The 14,700-nt window shown below is 63.5% G+C and carries 17 protein-coding genes; 12 read left to right on the top strand and 5 right to left on the bottom strand.

Translation table 11 applies throughout. From position 1 onward, the window contains the following. The 3 genes from P3W85_RS00670 to P3W85_RS00680 form a co-directional block, all read right to left on the bottom strand. Positions 1 to 1,097 (bottom strand): CaiB/BaiF CoA transferase family protein (locus P3W85_RS00670; protein ID WP_276263354.1); only part of this gene is annotated, 1,097 nt, incomplete at its 3' end. A gap of 25 nt (positions 1,098 to 1,122) precedes the next feature. Then, a complete protein-coding gene (locus P3W85_RS00675; RefSeq protein WP_276263355.1) occupies positions 1,123 to 2,127 on the bottom strand; it encodes a tripartite tricarboxylate transporter substrate binding protein in 1,005 nt (334 codons plus the stop codon). 36 nt (positions 2,128 to 2,163) lie between these two features. Next, entirely contained in the window at positions 2,164 to 3,042 is an 879-nt protein-coding gene (locus P3W85_RS00680; protein ID WP_035813900.1) for an HpcH/HpaI aldolase/citrate lyase family protein, read from the bottom strand. Positions 3,043 to 3,142: 100 nt separating this feature from the next. On the opposite strand from P3W85_RS00680, the gene P3W85_RS00685 reads away from it, so the two are divergent. The 3 genes from P3W85_RS00685 to P3W85_RS00695 are packed head-to-tail and all read left to right on the top strand — an operon-like array spanning position 3,143 to position 4,839. Then, positions 3,143 to 4,018 carry a LysR substrate-binding domain-containing protein gene (locus tag P3W85_RS00685; RefSeq protein WP_276263356.1) on the top strand — a complete coding sequence of 292 codons (876 nt, stop codon included), beginning with the start codon at positions 3,143 to 3,145 and terminating at the stop codon, positions 4,016 to 4,018. Next, a complete protein-coding gene (locus tag P3W85_RS00690; RefSeq protein WP_276263357.1) occupies positions 3,987 to 4,436 on the top strand; it encodes a type II toxin-antitoxin system Phd/YefM family antitoxin in 450 nt (149 codons plus the stop codon). Before P3W85_RS00685 ends, P3W85_RS00690 begins: the two co-directional genes overlap by 32 nt. Next, on the top strand, positions 4,426 to 4,839 hold the full coding sequence (locus P3W85_RS00695) for a putative toxin-antitoxin system toxin component, PIN family (RefSeq protein WP_276263358.1): 414 nt from the start codon (positions 4,426 to 4,428) through the stop codon (positions 4,837 to 4,839). The genes P3W85_RS00690 and P3W85_RS00695 overlap by 11 nt, the downstream gene beginning before the upstream one ends. Positions 4,840 to 5,185: 346 nt before the next feature. Here P3W85_RS00695 and P3W85_RS00700 read toward each other — a convergent pair whose 3' ends face one another. After that, positions 5,186 to 5,587 carry a hypothetical protein gene (locus P3W85_RS00700; RefSeq protein ID WP_276263359.1) on the bottom strand — a complete coding sequence of 134 codons (402 nt, stop codon included), beginning with the start codon at positions 5,585 to 5,587 and terminating at the stop codon, positions 5,186 to 5,188. A 422-nt stretch (positions 5,588 to 6,009) separates the two neighbouring features. After that, complete coding sequence (locus P3W85_RS00705) at positions 6,010 to 6,357, bottom strand: hypothetical protein (RefSeq protein ID WP_017228499.1); 348 nt, start codon at positions 6,355 to 6,357, stop codon at positions 6,010 to 6,012. Between the two features lie 301 nt (positions 6,358 to 6,658). Here P3W85_RS00705 and P3W85_RS00710 point away from each other — a divergent pair, with 301 nt between their 5' ends. The 9 genes from P3W85_RS00710 to P3W85_RS00750 form a co-directional block, all read left to right on the top strand. Then, positions 6,659 to 7,252 (top strand): TetR/AcrR family transcriptional regulator, encoded by a 594-nt coding sequence (locus tag P3W85_RS00710; protein WP_017228500.1) that lies wholly within the window; start codon positions 6,659 to 6,661, stop codon positions 7,250 to 7,252. Between the two features lie 522 nt (positions 7,253 to 7,774). Next, positions 7,775 to 8,440, top strand: coding sequence for a DUF3313 domain-containing protein (locus P3W85_RS00715; RefSeq protein ID WP_276263360.1), 666 nt, complete (start codon positions 7,775 to 7,777; stop codon positions 8,438 to 8,440). A 269-nt stretch (positions 8,441 to 8,709) separates the two neighbouring features. After that, positions 8,710 to 9,360: a paraquat-inducible protein A gene (locus P3W85_RS00720; RefSeq protein ID WP_276263361.1), complete on the top strand. Its 651-nt coding sequence runs from the start codon at positions 8,710 to 8,712 to the stop codon at positions 9,358 to 9,360. Continuing rightward, positions 9,357 to 10,100 carry a paraquat-inducible protein A gene (locus P3W85_RS00725; protein ID WP_276263362.1) on the top strand — a complete coding sequence of 248 codons (744 nt, stop codon included), beginning with the start codon at positions 9,357 to 9,359 and terminating at the stop codon, positions 10,098 to 10,100. The genes P3W85_RS00720 and P3W85_RS00725 overlap by 4 nt, the downstream gene beginning before the upstream one ends. A gap of 49 nt (positions 10,101 to 10,149) precedes the next feature. Continuing rightward, positions 10,150 to 11,751: an intermembrane transport protein PqiB gene (locus P3W85_RS00730; RefSeq protein ID WP_430869466.1), complete on the top strand. Its 1,602-nt coding sequence runs from the start codon at positions 10,150 to 10,152 to the stop codon at positions 11,749 to 11,751. Beyond that, a complete protein-coding gene (locus P3W85_RS00735; protein WP_276263364.1) occupies positions 11,748 to 12,362 on the top strand; it encodes a PqiC family protein in 615 nt (204 codons plus the stop codon). Before P3W85_RS00730 ends, P3W85_RS00735 begins: the two co-directional genes overlap by 4 nt. A gap of 155 nt (positions 12,363 to 12,517) precedes the next feature. After that, complete coding sequence (locus P3W85_RS00740) at positions 12,518 to 13,024, top strand: DUF1993 domain-containing protein (protein WP_035813907.1); 507 nt, start codon at positions 12,518 to 12,520, stop codon at positions 13,022 to 13,024. Between the two features lie 149 nt (positions 13,025 to 13,173). Continuing rightward, positions 13,174 to 13,755: a TetR/AcrR family transcriptional regulator gene (locus P3W85_RS00745; RefSeq protein WP_276263365.1), complete on the top strand. Its 582-nt coding sequence runs from the start codon at positions 13,174 to 13,176 to the stop codon at positions 13,753 to 13,755. Positions 13,756 to 13,963: 208 nt separating this feature from the next. Next, positions 13,964 to 14,700, top strand: a 737-nt coding sequence (locus P3W85_RS00750) for an MFS transporter (RefSeq protein ID WP_276263366.1), incomplete at its 3' end; no start/stop codon positions are given.

The following is a 14,700-nucleotide window of genomic DNA, read 5'->3' on the forward strand; positions in this document are numbered from 1 at the left end:
AACTTGACCGCACGCGTGAAGCCTCGATAGCGGCCCACGACCGGGTGCTCGAACGTTGTCACCATCCCTTCGGCGGCAACCTGGGGAAAGTCGAACATGTCCTCCACCGAACGGGCGGCCGCGCACGGCACTTCCTCGCCGAACACGGCTTCCCAGTCCAGCGCCGAACGCTGCTGCAATGCCGCGTGCAGGCGGGGTACGATTTCCTCATGATGCTCGGCGCGCTTGCGCACGCTGTCGTAGCGATCGGTCGACAGGAGATCGGCCAGGCCGGTCTTCGCGCACAGCGCTCGCCAGAAATGCGGGGTGTTGGCGGAGATGTAGAGATAGCCTTCCCTGGTAGGATGGATGCCTGTGATCCCGCCGGAGCGCATGTCGCGTCCGACATCCCGGGGTTCCGAATCGGCCCATACCATGCGGGCGGATTGCATGGTCAGGGCCGCGCGCAGTAGCGACACACCCACATATTGCCCCGTGCCGCTCTTCTCGCGCTCGTAGAGCGCCGAGGAAACGGCTCCGGCGACCAGCGCCGCGGCATAGTAGTCGACCACGGAGCCGTACAGGATCTCCGGCGGACCGCTGTGCTTGCCCTGCAGCGCGCACATGCCGGTCATGGTCTGCAGCACCTGGTCGTAGCCGGCCTTGTCCTTCAGCGGGCCCGTCTCGCCGTAGCCGGTCACGGCGCAGTAGATCAGGCGCGGATTGACGGCGCTGAGCTGCTCGTAGCCAATGCCGAGCCGGCCCGGCACGCTGGGGCGGAAATTATGCACCAGCACATCCGCGTTGCGCACCAGCGCCAGCAGCCGCTCCAGGTCGGCCGAACGCTTCAGGTCGAGCACGACGCCCAGCTTGCTTCGGTTGACACCCAGGAAGGCCCGGCTTTCGGCCTCCAGCGTCGAGGGATACTTGCGCAGATTGTCGCCCACGGGCGGCTCGACCTTGATGACGTTCGCACCCTGGTCGGCGAGCAGCGAGCAACCGTACGGCCCCGCGATGTAGGCGCTCAGGTCCAGCACGCGCACACCGCTCAGTGGTCCTGGCTGTCCCGTCCGGGTTGCGCCGAATACGCCGTCCCCGGCAGTGGTGTTGATTTGCATACAGACTCCGAAATCAGCTGGGAAATCAGTCAGCGACAATGTTCTGCTGCCTGGCCAGTGCCTTCCACCTGGCCACATCGGCAGCTATCGTCTCGGCGAACTGGTGGGGGGTGCCGGGCTTCGCCACGGCGCCTTCCCTGAGGATCGCTTCCTTGACGGATGGCTTCGCCAACGCGTGGTTCACCGCAGCATTGAGTCTCGTGATGACCGCTGGCGGCGTACCCGCCGGCGCGAGAAACCCCCACCAGAGCTCGAACTCGTAGCCGGGGACCGCGCTCGCCATCGGCACCAGGTCCGGCGCGATGGGGCTCGGCTTCAGGCTGGTGATGCCCACCGCCCGCACCTTGCCGGCCCGGACCATCGGCAGCAGCGACGGTCCGCTCGAGATCAGCACCTGCGTCTGGTTGCCGATCAGGTCGGTGATGGCCGGGCCCATGCCACGGTAGGGTACGTGCGTGATGGCGAGCTTGCCGGCCTTGGCCTTGAGCAACTCCGTGCCGAACTGATTGACGCTGCCGGGCCCGGAAGACGCATAGTTGAACTTGCCCGGATTCGCCCGGATCGCGTTGATCAGGTCCTGGGGCGTCCTGGCAGGGAAGTCATTGCTGACCGCCACGATGAAGGGCCCCTGGGCCAGCATCGCGACCGGCGAGAAGCTCTTGATGGCGTCATAGGGCAGCTTGCCCTGCACCGCAGCGTTGGTCGTCATGCTTGAGGACACCGCGACCAGGGTATAGCCGTCCGGCGCAGCCTTGGCCACGATGGCGGTTCCCGTGTTGCCACTCGCGCCTGGCCGGTTGTCGATGATCACCGGCTGTTTCAGGTCCTCGCCGATTTCCTTCGCCACGATCCGCGCGAAAATGTCATTCGAGCCTCCGGGCGGATAGGGAACGATGAGGGTGATGGGCTTGGACGGATACGCGTTCTCCGCGCCCGCATGAGGCGATACGGCCAGCGCGCCGGCAGCGGCGATCAGCGCGAAGCATCCCGCGGCCCCACGTGACGGTAAGGTATTGGTGGTCTTATTCATGCTCTGTCTCCTGTCATTATTCTGTGCAGGGCCGTGTCAGGCCGCGATCAGCCCCAGCCGCCTGCCGATCTCGACAATGGCCTGCGCACGCCGGACGAAGGGCGGGTCGATCATCTTCCCATCGACGACGTAGGCCCCGATCCCCCTGGCCTGTGCCTCGGCGGCGGCCTCCACGACGCGCACCGAATGCGCGATCTCCTCGTCGGACGGCCGATAGACCGCGTTGGCCAGCGCGATCTGGCTCGGGTGGATGCAGCTCTTGCCGAGAAAACCCATCTGCCTGGACATCTCCGCCTCGGCGCGGAAGCCTTCGGCATCCCGAAGGTTGGCGAATACCGTGTCGTAGGCAAAGACGTTGGCCTCGCCCGCGGCCATCCGCACGGCGAACATGGCTGCCGCGATGGCCGCCGGGTTGCGCCGGTGAATGCCGATCGGCTCGAACAGGTCCCCAAGCCCGAGCTGAAGACCCGCGACGCGCGGATGCGCGCCTGCCAGTTCGGCGGCGCGGCGCAGTGCCACCGGCGATTCGATATTGAGCAGCAGGCGGACCTTGGCGTCGGCTTCCCTAAAGCCGTTGGCCCGCTCCGCCTGCTCGATTGCCGCCGCCGCACGCCGGACGTCGTCGCCGGTCTCCGGTTTCGGCACATTCACCAGGTGCAGGCCCGGTACCACGACGGCGGCGAGATCGGCTTCGAAATGCCCCGAGGCGATGCCATTGACGCGAACAATGAGCGTCTTAGACGCCGCCCGTGCTTCGGCGGATCGCAGGAGATGCGACAGGAGGGACCTGGCTTCGGCTTTCCTGTCTTCGGCGACGGCGTCCTCCAGGTCAAAGGACAGCCCGTCCGCGTCGCTTGCCAGCGCTTTCGGGAAAAACTCGGGGCGCGAAGCGGGGACGAACAGCTTGCTTCTCATGGTCAGTACCTGGCTCTGTGTCGGTGGGATGCGGTGCAGTGTCGGGCAATCCATAGAAAAGATAAACTATGCTTTTCTACCTTCGCTCAATAGAGAATCTATGGAAACCGCCTATCTCAAGGCGTTTGCCCTGGTCGTCGAGACAGGCTCGCTGGCCGAGGCGGCGAGGCGGCTCGACGTCACGCCGGCGGCGATCTCCCAGCAGATTCAGGTGCTTGAACGAGAACTCGGGTCCAAGCTGCTCGGGCGGGCCGGCAGGACGGTGGCGCCCACCGAGTCAGGGAGCCGTCTCGCAGAGCGCTGCATTTCACTGCTCAGGGAAGTCGACAGCCTGAGGGGGTGGGTAAATCAGGCCGACGAGATTCGCGAGCTGCGCATCGGGACCATCAATACGGCGCTCCACAGCCTGCTGCCGGATGCGCTTGCGCGCTTCACGGCCGAGCACCCGCGCGTGTCGGTCTACATACAGTCGGCGATGTCGGGCGAGTTGTATGACGCGGTCAAACGGTCGGAGCTCGATGCCGCCGTCTGCCTGCATCCGCCTTTCCCGATGCCGAAAGCGATCGCATGGGAACTGCTTCGCCAGGAGCCGCTGGTCGTGCTTGCCGCCGAGCGCGACAGGAAGGCCGATCCCCACGAGCTTCTGCGAACCAGGCCGCTGATCCGATATGACCGGACTCTCGGTGGCGGAAAGCAGGCTGATGCCTACCTGCGCAAGGCCGGTATTTCCCCATCGCAGGAGCGCTTCGAGCTTAGCTCCCTGCTCGCGATCGCAATGATGGTGGATCGTGGCCTGGGGGTCTCGCTGGTTCCGGATATCGCGTCTCCGCTGACGTCGGCGCTGCACATTGCCAAGCTTTCGCTGCCGTCGGAGCCGGAACCACGCCGCTTCGGCGTGCTATGGCGCAGGACCTCGTCCCGCGCAAGCTTGATCGGATCGTTCCTTGAGCAGGCTCGCCTTGCTGCCCGATTGTGATCAGGCGGTGTGCCGGATAGAGACACAAGAAGCCGCGCTTCGGATTGCCGGCATGGCTGTGCGCTACCGCTCACAGAGGCGGCAATCCATGCTTTGGATGATTGCGCTTGGTACCGGTGGTGGTCTGAAGTACAATTTGTACAAAACGTACAGATTGGAGGTGCCCATGCGGACCGTAACGGCCAGCGAGGCCAAGCAGGGCCTTGCTAGTGTGATCGAAGCAGCAGCCCGCGAGCCGGTCGTTATTCAGCGGCAGAAGCGCGACGTTGCCGTGGTCATGTCCATGCAGGAATATCGGCGCCTGACACAACTGAATGTGGCCGAGTTCCAGCGGTTTTGCGATGTCGTCGGCGCCTCGGCAGCCGCGGCTGGCATGACGGAGGGAAAGCTGGCGGAGCTACTGGCCAGTGACGACTGATCGCAGGTTTGTACTGGATACCAACGCGCTGGTCAGCCGATTGCTTGTTCCCTCCGGTGTGGCGGCAAGGGCGGTGGACCATGCGCTGGTGTCCGGCGTACTGTTGTTGTCCGAGGAAACGCTGGGCGAGTTGGCGGCGGTGCTGGCCAGGCCCAAGTTCGACCGGTACGTTTCCATCGCGGATCGCCAGCATTTCCTGCGGCTGCTGGGAGGGGTTGCCCGGGTTGTCCCGATCAGCCATCGGGTGACGGCATGCCGCGATCCCAAGGATGACAAATTTCTCCATGTCGCGCTCAATGGCGAGGCCGAAGCCATCGTAGCGGGGGATGCGGATTTGCTGGTTCTGCATCCTTTCCATGGCGTCGATATCGTGAGTCCGGCAGCTTTTCTCACACGGCCATAGCAACCGCCTCCGGGCGATTTCTTCATGCCGGGCTTGCGCGGGTGGAACAGCCGGAACAGGTGAAAAAAAACCGGAAATGCGCGGGGGGCCCATTCCGGTTTCGCGCAGCGTGCGCATAATTGGTGCAGCGACGCTGCGAGGCGAGAATTAAATCATACCTATATCTGATATAGGATATATCTAATTCAAATGTTGTTGTAAGCCAACGCTGAAAACCAGTCAAAGGGCTGTCATGTGCGGGCTGCTTCATTTCCGGGGCCTGGCACGGACCGGAAAATCTTCGGGCAGGCCGCTCGTCTCGCCGGTTGCCACGGTGAAGGCGAACCACCGGGCGCCCGCTGAGGCCTCAGGTGCCGCTCAGCAGGTCGCGCTCGTTCAGGATCGCGTAGGCGATATCCGGGTGTTTCTCGAGGCAGCGGCGTATGGCCGCGGGAATCGCCTGCCGGGTCTTGCGGCACAAGCCCGGCTGCTCTTCCACCTGGATGCGGATGCCGCGGATCGTGCGGACTTCATGGATGCCGGGCGCGATCGTCAGCACGATGCCCAACTGTGCATACATGCGCTGTTCCATGTGCTTCAGGTCGGAGAGACTGGACAGGCTCTCGAGGCGGGCGATCAGTTTTTTCTCTTCTTCCGTGGTTAGCCTCAAGATCCGCATGTCGGCGTGCTGGTCTTTCAGCAGGGCGTCTTGGCCGCATATGCAGGCGCCAGGCGGACAGGCTTTGCGAATCGGAAAGGGGGCGTTCATGTCGTCATCGAGGCGATGCGCACCTCAGCCGGAGAAGGTATCCGGTATCTTAAGTCAGGACGCCACCGAAGATCCCGTTGCCCCCTTCCTTCGGCGAGTTCGGGAATCAGGCCGGTCATGGCTCACGCTATTGTCCTGCGGCGTGGAAAGGGCAGGCCCGGAGGCTTGGGGCTCGGCTTTATTGCGGCCGGCATTGGCCCCCTGCTAGCGCTTGACCTCACATCCGGCGCGGCCCGTCCAGGCCAGCCGCTCACCTTCGGCAAACGAAAAAGCCCCGTAGGGGAGACCCCCACGGGGAGAAGTGACGTCGGGCGGACGCTTAAACCGCCCGCACGAAATGTGGCATACATCTGCGCTGCAATCTGCCCCAAAGGCGAGGGGTATTCTTGCAATGGCGGTGCGAGGGATAGCCGTACTACGTATTACCTGTGCGACTGGGCGCTTCCGTCGCCGGTCGACGCGCCCGAACGGGCGGTGCTGCCGTAACCGCCGTAACGCCGCGCACTGTCTCCATCCTCCGCGGAAGACATATCGCTCAACTTATGCCCGGAGGTTGCGTTGCTATAGCGCTGCGTGATGGCACCGTTCACCCCGGAGAGCGAGGCGGTTCCCTGGCTCTGCCCCGACGAGCCGTACGCGGTGCTGCTTCGCTGCTGCGAGCTGCTGGCATAGCCGCCGTAGCCCGTGCTGCCGGCAGCCTTGTATCCGTACAGCTGGGCATTGGCGGCGCCGGATACCAGCACCAGTGCAAGAAAGGAAATCAGTCTCATATGGGGCCTCCCGGTCTCTGCTATCCCCCTGGCATCCTAGCGCGCAGGCGTGGGGCGCAAATACCCCCTTTGTGAGGGAAAGACTCTGCTTGATCTTGTGGCTGGCACCGAGCGGATAGCCTGGAAGGTGGCCGGGTGGCGGTCCTTGGTGATGTGCCGCGCTGCGTTCGAGCTTGCGCAACTGCGTGCAGCAGGGGGCGGCAGTCGCAAAAAACAATATAAAAATATTGTTTATGGGCGGGATTGCGGTTATGTTAGCGGGTTCGATAGGGGGGGCAGCCCTCCGCAGAGGAGATGGACTATGGAGAATGCGGTACGCTCGGAGCGATCCCGCCAGATTATCCTCGACGCGGCAATCGCCATTATCGCGCGCGAGGGCCCCGGCCGGCTCACGATCGATGCCATCGCGCAAGAGGGCGGGATCAGCAAGGGCCGGGTGATGCACCAGTTCCGCACAAAAGCTGCAGTGGTGGAGGCCCTGCTGGAGCATCAGATCGAGTACTTCGACAAGTTCGAGAAGGATTACCTTGCCGCTGCCGGCGCCGGGAATCCCGAGGCTCAGTTGTCCGAGCAGATCCTGGCGTTTCGTGAATCCATCTCCCATCCACATTCGCTCGTCTTTGCCATCCTTGGCTCCATTGCGGAAAACCCCGAACTGCTGTCGGTGGTGAGGGAGAAGACGGTCGAGAAGGTGGTACGCATCAAGGAGGAGGCTGCGGATCCCGATCTGGCGCTGCTGCGCTGGCATGCCGCCCGGGGGATGATGCTCGCATCGATGCTGGGGCTCTGCCCGCTTGCGCCGGAGGAGCGCGCTCGCTTGTTCGACCGGTTGCTCGACAGCCAGGCCTGGTCAACGCAGCCCGAGCCGAAGCCGAAGTCCACGAAAAGAAAGTAATCCGCGTACGACGGTGCGTGGCAAGGCGCTGGCAATATCTGCCCGGGCGGCAGCCAGGTTGTCGCCGACGGACGCGCAATGCGTCTGATCTGAAGCAGGAGCCCCGGGGCTTGCCGATATAACGCAAGCTCGGGTGGCACCGCGCAGGCTCCGTCGGCCCGTCTCTCCCTCCCGTCTCGCGTCCCCAACGTCCAACCATTGTTTGCCTTCAGTCACTTGTCTTCTTAAAAACAAACCAACTATATGGTTTGCAAATTGAAGGCGAGACGCTATACTCGCATCCCAAGGCAGTGCTCGTTACGTCAGAGTCCTGCGCTTCCATGGATAACGCGAAACATTGGTGCCTCTTGGCGCCGTGGATTCGTGCGCCCGTTTGCAGGGGCTGTTTCACGGTCCAAGGAATAGATCCAGAGTCGACCATTGCTTGGATCAGCAAGCATGGCTCATCCATCAATTAAATGGCCTCCGACCACCGTTCATTAGCGAAAGTGGTCCGTCGGGTAAAAAATGAAGGGATTTCAAATGCTCGCCTCCAATAAAGCGAAACGATTTCTGGTGATCGCACTACTTGCCGCTGTCATGACAGGTTGCGCGAGCACCAGGCCCGTGGCCTATTCCGGAATCTCATCGTCAGCCGTGCTGACAACCAACGCCAAAGAGGAAGCCGGGCGTATGCCGTATAGCTATGCGACGACGGTGGACTGGCGGAAATACACCACTATCATCGTTGACCCGGTCGAGATCTACAAAGGCCGGGACCATCAGTTCGAAGATATGTCCGCTGACGACAAATCTGTGCTTGCGAGCTACATGCAATCGCAATTCTCCGAAAAACTTAAAACCCGCTTTGCTGTAGTGAACAACCCGGCCCGGGATACGTTGCGCCTGAAGCTGACACTGACCGGTGCGAATACCACCACACCTGTCCTCGGGCCATTGTTGCGCTTCGATATTGCTGGCGGGCTTTACAACGGGGTGCAGGCAATCCGGGGGCGAGAGGGCGCGATGACGGGCTATGTCATCTACGCCGTCGAGATATTCGATGCGCAGAGCATTCGGCTTCTCAAGGCATACATCACCAAGCAATACCCCAATGCAATGAACGTGGTCGCGAATTTCGGCGCATTGACTGCGTCCAAGACTGGCATCGATAAAGGTGCGGACGCGCTCCTAGAACAACTCCGGTGACCACGTCGCTGCCGCGCATCCCGCTTGCTGGCTGCCCTTATGTTGAGCAGCAAGCGGCATCCAGTCGGAGTTGAGTCGGAGTTGAGTCATGGACCTCAGAAGCTGTGCTGCGATTGTCGCTGCCTGGGTGGCGCTCTGCATTGGCTCCGGCTGGATAGCCGGCCAGATGGCGCAGTGGCTTGCGATGCCGTAATCAGCGTAGCCGAGGACAACACGTCCTGTTTCTCTTTGCGACGCGCGAGCCTGCCTTGCGCCTGTGAGGTATCGTAATGCCCCCCTTCGTGAAGCGGGACGCTTCGGCTCACCCGGTGAGCTTCCCGCACCTGATCGCCTGCACATATTGCGACGCCGTTCATCAGCAAGCTGATCTCGCCGAAGGCGAGCGCGCGCTGTGCCTGCGTTGCGGCGGCCTGTTGTATCGCGAGAGTCAGCGCGCCTATCAGCGCCAGTTGCCGCTAATGGTGACCGCGCTGATCCTGTTCATTCTCTCAAGCGCCTGGCCCATCGTCGAGATGGATCTCAAGGGCGTGCGCACCGAGACCTCGCTGCGGGGCGCGCTACAGGCCCTCTGCGCCGGCCATATGATGCCGGTGGCCATCCTCGTGTTCGCTACCACCATCCTGTTTCCTCTTGCCGAAATGCTGATGATGCTCTACCTGCTGGTGCCGATGGCCCTGCGCCGCATGCCTCCGGGATTCGGCCGCCTGGTCCGCGCCATCCAGCGGACCAGGCCGTGGGGCATGCTCGAGGTCTTCATGATCGGCGTGCTGGTCACGCTGGTGAAGCTCTCGACCATTGCCCGGGTGCTGCCGGGCGTCGCCCTGTGGTCGTTCGCTGCCCTGACGATCGTGCTCGCCGTGATGCTTTCCTTCGACCCGCGCGACCTCTGGCAGTACCTGGAAGAGGAGCCGCCGCGATGAGGAGCGCTGCCGCCACAGCAGCCGCAGCGCCAGATGACGATGATTCCGGCGCCTCCCTGGCACGGTCGCGCCGGCTCGCCGCAGGGGTGGCCGGTGACGGGGGCAAGCCGCAGCCCAGGGCGCGCACGGCTGCCTCACTGGGTCTTCTTTCCTGCCACGCCTGCGCCGCGCTCAGCCGGCGCGAGCTGGAGGGCAAACCCTGCCACCGCTGCGGCGCCACCCTGCATCAGCGCAAACCGCGGAGCCTGACCCGCACATGGGCCTTTCTGTTGGCGGCCTACATGCTCTATATCCCTGCCAACCTGCTGCCAGTGATGGTGACGCAATCCATCCTCGGCACGCAGCGCGACACCATCTTCTCCGGCGTTATCTATCTGTGGATGTCGGGCGCCAATCTGCTCGCCATCATCGTACTGATTGCGAGCATCGTTGTGCCGCTCCTGAAGATGACGATCCTTACCCTGTTGCTGCTCACCGTGCAATTCCGCTCAAGCTGGCGCATCCGCCAGCAGACCCGCCTCTATGACCTGGTTGAACTGATTGGCCGCTGGTCGATGCTGGACATCTTTGTGGTTGCGTTACTGGCCTCGCTGGTACAGGCCGGCACGCTGGCGACCATTGTTCCCGGAGACGGGGCGATGGTTTTCGGCGCCGTGGTGGTGCTCACCATGATGGCTTCACTGAGTTTTGACCCACGCCTGCTGTGGGATTCGCTGGATGCAAGACATGTCCGACCCTGAGGCATCCGTGCCCCTTCCGTCTTTTTCCACCGTGCCGCCGTTGCCGCCGATGCCCGGGCCGGAGCGCCGGCAGCGCGGGCGCTGGCTGCCCTCGATCGTCTGGCTGATCCCCGTTGTCGCCGCCGTGATCGCGCTGTCATTGCTGATCCACGCATTGGTCGAGCGCGGCCCGACGATCACCGTGAGCTTCCGTTCCGCCGAAGGACTCATTCCCGGCAAGACCCCGGTGCGCTACAAGGCCGTGGATATTGGCCTTGTCAAGTCACTGCACCTGGCGCCGGACCGTTCGCATGTCGTCGCCACTGTCGAGCTGACTAGCGATGCCGAGAGTTTCTCGACCCGGGACACCCGCTTCTGGGTTGTGCGCCCGAGGATCGCCGTCTCCGGCATCTCGGGCCTGGAGACGCTGGTGTCCGGCTCCTATATCGGCGTGGACGCCGGCAGGTCCGAGGTGCGCAGACGCGCTTTCACCGGGCTGGAAGCGCCGCCTGTCGTCACCACCGATGCCTCCGGCAAGCAATTCGTGCTGCGCGCCGCCGACCTTGGCTCCCTCGATATCGGCTCCCCGGTCTACTACCGGCGCGTGCAGGTCGGACAGGTGGTGGCCTATCAGCTCAATCCCGATGGCCGGGATCTGTCGGTTCGGGTGTTCATCAACAAACCTTACGACCAGATGGTCACCGCGGATGCGCGCTTCTGGCACGCCAGCGGCGTCGATATCAAGCTTGACTCGGGTGGGTTCAAGCTCAACACGCAGTCGCTTGCCACCATGTTGCTCGGTGGCGTTGCTTTCCAGGCACCGGACGATTCCAAGGCCGCTGCCGTGGCGGGAGACAACACCCAGTTCATGCTCGCCAGCGACCAGGCCAGCGCCTTCAAGGCTTCCGACGAACTTGCGCCGGCGCTGGCCGTGCTCTACTTCGACCAGTCCGTGCGCGGTTTGTCTCCTGGCGCTCCGGTGGATTTTCGCGGCATCGCGGTGGGGCAGGTAAGATCGATCGGCATCGAATACCAGCGCGACAAGAAGGCCTTCCGCATGCCTGTCGTAGTGGAGTTATATCCTTCCCGCATTGGCTTGAGCGCGCGCGACCTCGCGGATAAGCACTACGCCAGAGGCATCGCGGATGCACTGAACAAGCGCGGCCTTCGGGCGCAGCTGCGCACCGGCAACCTGCTGACCGGCCAGGTCTTTGTGGCCTTTGATTTCTTCGCCAACGCGCCGCCGGCAAAGCTCAGCCTGGACAACCCCGTGCCCGAGCTCCCCACCATGCCCGGTACGTTCGACGAGCTGCAGACCAAGTTGGGCAACATCGTCTCCAGGCTGGACAAGGTGCCATTCGAGCAGATCGGCCAGGACGTCCGGACCACGATGGCGTCGCTGGACAAGATGTTGAGCAATGCCGACAAGTTGGCGGCCCAGCTCAACGGCGATGTGATCCCGCAAGTCACCGTAGCGCTGCAGGACGCACGCAAGACGCTGCACGCGGCCAACGGCGCGCTGGACACAAACGCGCCGATGCAACAAGACGCGCGCCGCATGATGCAGGAGCTGACGCGCACCGCCATCTCGCTGCGTACCTTGACCGACTATCTGGAAGGGCATCCGGAAGCGGTGGTACGCGGCAAAAAAACGGATCAGGAGAAACCATGACCGGACGCCTCAATCTGCTACAGCCGGCTGCGGCTCTGGCGATCGTGTCCGCCGCCGCTGGGCTGGCCGGCTGCGCGTCGCCCGAGGCGCGCTACTACACGTTGTCACCGGCGGCGGAGGTTCGTCCAGCGACCACGCCAGTGCCCAGCCAGGCTCCGGAGCCTGTATGGATCGAAGTGGCACCCGTGCGCGTGCCGGAACGCATCAACCGGGCCAATCTTGTTCTGAGCAACGGCAGTGGCAGGCTCAGGCTATTGGAGCAAGATCGCTGGCCGGTATCGTTTCCGGATGAATTCCGCGACGCGCTGTCCCAGCGATTGCAAGTGAGCCTGGGCGCCGTCGATACCTACCAGCATGGCAGGTCCGGGGTGGCGTCGCTTTATCGCGTCAGTGCCGAAGTGGTGCAGATCGATGCCGAGATCGACGAACGCGTCAGCGCCATCGTCAACTGGACCGTACGCCGATTGCCCGACGGCAAGGTGACGGTGGGCCACACACGAGCGGACCTGGCCGCCGCAGGCGGCGTGGATGGCGTTGTAGCCGCCTATCAGCAGGTCGTGATCAACACCGCTGCCGACATCTCGGCGGCAGTGCGCTCACTGCGATCGTGATGGATGGATTTTGAGCAAGATTGACGGAACGGTTTATCCTCCCCATGTCGCGCATCGATGATTGCCGGATCCGCTGTCCTAGCGTGGAACGCGAACGGCGGCAGGATGCGCGTCCGGCCATTCCGGCAGCCATCAGCCTACACAAGGACACCCCCATGTCACTCTCCATGTATGAAGTATCGATCCCGGCTTTTCTGCGGGCATTTGACAACCTGTCGGCCATCCTGGACAAGGGCGCCGCGTTCGCGCAGGCACAGGGCATGGATCCGGCGGACCTGATCCAGACCCGGCTGGTGGCGGACATGGACCCGCTGCCGGCCCAGGTACAGCGTGCCAGCGACAGCGCAAAGGGTTGCGCGGCGCGGCTGGCGGGCATCGAGATGCCGTCCTTTGCCGATACCGAGACCAGTTTCCCCGAGTTGCAGGAGCGCATTGCCAGGACGGTCGCGTTCCTGAAGACCATCCAGCCCGCCCAGCTCGACGGCAGCGAAACCCGCACCATCGAACTCAAGCTGCGGCCCAATCCGGTCACCTTCGACGGCAAATCCTATCTGCTGGGTTTCGCGCTGCCAAACTTCTATTTCCACGTGACCACGGCCTACGACATCCTGCGCCACAAGGGCGTGCCGATCGGCAAGCGCGATTATCTCGGCCTGTCGTGAGCTGGCGCGGCGGTGCATCGGCCTGAATATTTTACTGTTCAGTACAAATAAACTGGCATATCATCCGCAAGGCGGCCCTGAGCCGCCTCCCGCGAGGTGTCCCGCCGGCGTTCCGGCGGCACGCGCAAACCACCATGGAGAAGCAAGGCATGAGCGGCAGGCCCCGCGAGTTCGAGGGTGAGGACGTGATCGAGGCGGCCATGGACGTGTTCTGGTCGCACGGCTATGAGGGCAGCTCCACGCAGGCGCTGTGCGAACGTACCGGCCTGGGCCGCGGCAGCCTGTATAACGCCTTCGGCAACAAGCAGGCGCTCTATCTGCAGGCGCTGCGCTTCTATCACGAGCGTGGCATCCGGATCCAGTCCGGCATCCTGAACGGACCGGGCACGCCCAGGGAGCGGCTGCGCGCCTTGCTGGAGTGGGGGATCGGGGAAGACCTTGCGGGTCCCCACCCGCGCAGTTGCATGGCGCTGTTTGCCGCCATGGAGCGCGGCCGCAAGGATCCCGCCGTGAGGGAGATCACGCACGAGTACGGCGCCCGCTTCGAGGGCATGCTCTGTCATGTTTTCGCGCTGGGACAGCGTTCGGGCGATTTTTCCGCCGGGCGCCCGGCGCTGGAACAGGCCCGGGCCTTCATGAGCAGCTACTACGGCTTGCGCGTGCTCGGGCAATCCATGGCGGACGGCGAACTGCTGCATGACGTGCTGGAGGGGACCCTGGCCAGGCTGTAGGCGGGCGCGGCCCGAACGTGGTTGGGGCGGCGATTTCCGGCTTGATGGGAAGTTGAAGGTCTTTGTCGCTCTGCGGTCTATGTGGCCGCTTTTCTTTGCTTTATTTTGTACTGATCAGTAAATAATGTCGAACCAGGCCGTTGCCTTAATGGCTGCCCGAGGTTCGGCGGGCGTGCTGCTTCCACAGGTTTCCTCAAGGAGTGTTCCGATGCCAATCGTGATTTACGTCCTGGGCGCGACGATCTTTGCGCTTACCACCTCGGAGTTCATGGTGGCCGGCATGATGCCGTCCCTGACCGCCGCGTTCCACGTCACCGTGACCGAAATCGGCTATCTCATCTCGCTCTACGCGGCGGGGATGGTGATCGGCGGGCCGTTGCTGACCTTCGGCCTGTTGCGGATGAATATTCCGCACAAACGTGCGCTGCTCTGGCTCCTGTTGATCTATGCCGTGGGTGGGACCCTTGCCGCCATGGCGAGCGGCTACGGGACCCTGGCGGCGGCGCGGGTGGTCACCGGGGTCGCCGGCTCGGCCTGCTTTGGCGTGGCGCTGGCGATCTGCGCCGACATCGTCGGCCCGGCGTCGGGAGGGCGGGCGGCCTCGATCGTCCTCGGCGGCCTGATGCTGTCCACCGTGTTTGGCGTGCCGATCGCCACGGTGGTCGACGCGCATTTCGGCTGGCGTGCCAGTTTCTGGCTGGTGGTGGCGCTGACCGTCCTGTGCGGCGGCGTCATTGCCGCCATGGTGCCGGCGTCGCGCAAGGCGGAAGCGGTCAGCCTCGGCGCCGAACTCTCGGCCTTTGGAAACCGCCACCTGTGGGCGGCCTTCGCCACCAGCGCGCTGATTATCGGCGCCACCTTTGCGGCCTTCAGCTACTTCGCGCCGATTGCGACCCAGGTTGCCGGTTTCTCCGCCGCCGCCGTGCCGGTTCTGCTGGCCGTCTA

The sequence above is a fragment of the Cupriavidus basilensis genome (genome assembly GCF_029335485.1).
GTDB classification, from domain to species: domain Bacteria; phylum Pseudomonadota; class Gammaproteobacteria; order Burkholderiales; family Burkholderiaceae; genus Cupriavidus; species Cupriavidus basilensis_E.

Bases quoted from the DNA above. Each gene is read 5' to 3' on its own strand.
- P3W85_RS00675 (WP_276263355.1), bottom strand. From the start codon at position 2,127: ATGAATAAGACCACCAATACCTTACCGTCACGTGGGGCCGCGGGATGC.
- P3W85_RS00680 (WP_035813900.1), bottom strand. From the start codon at position 3,042: ATGAGAAGCAAGCTGTTCGTCCCCGCTTCGCGCCCCGAGTTTTTCCCG.
- P3W85_RS00685 (WP_276263356.1), top strand. From the start codon at position 3,143: ATGGAAACCGCCTATCTCAAGGCGTTTGCCCTGGTCGTCGAGACAGGC.
- P3W85_RS00700 (WP_276263359.1), bottom strand. From the start codon at position 5,587: ATGAACGCCCCCTTTCCGATTCGCAAAGCCTGTCCGCCTGGCGCCTGC.
- P3W85_RS00705 (WP_017228499.1), bottom strand. From the start codon at position 6,357: ATGAGACTGATTTCCTTTCTTGCACTGGTGCTGGTATCCGGCGCCGCC.
- P3W85_RS00710 (WP_017228500.1), top strand. From the start codon at position 6,659: ATGGAGAATGCGGTACGCTCGGAGCGATCCCGCCAGATTATCCTCGAC.
- P3W85_RS00715 (WP_276263360.1), top strand. From the start codon at position 7,775: ATGCTCGCCTCCAATAAAGCGAAACGATTTCTGGTGATCGCACTACTT.
- P3W85_RS00720 (WP_276263361.1), top strand. From the start codon at position 8,710: ATGCCCCCCTTCGTGAAGCGGGACGCTTCGGCTCACCCGGTGAGCTTC.
- P3W85_RS00725 (WP_276263362.1), top strand. From the start codon at position 9,357: ATGAGGAGCGCTGCCGCCACAGCAGCCGCAGCGCCAGATGACGATGAT.
- P3W85_RS00730 (WP_430869466.1), top strand. From the start codon at position 10,150: ATGCCCGGGCCGGAGCGCCGGCAGCGCGGGCGCTGGCTGCCCTCGATC.
- P3W85_RS00735 (WP_276263364.1), top strand. From the start codon at position 11,748: ATGACCGGACGCCTCAATCTGCTACAGCCGGCTGCGGCTCTGGCGATC.
- P3W85_RS00740 (WP_035813907.1), top strand. From the start codon at position 12,518: ATGTCACTCTCCATGTATGAAGTATCGATCCCGGCTTTTCTGCGGGCA.
- P3W85_RS00745 (WP_276263365.1), top strand. From the start codon at position 13,174: ATGAGCGGCAGGCCCCGCGAGTTCGAGGGTGAGGACGTGATCGAGGCG.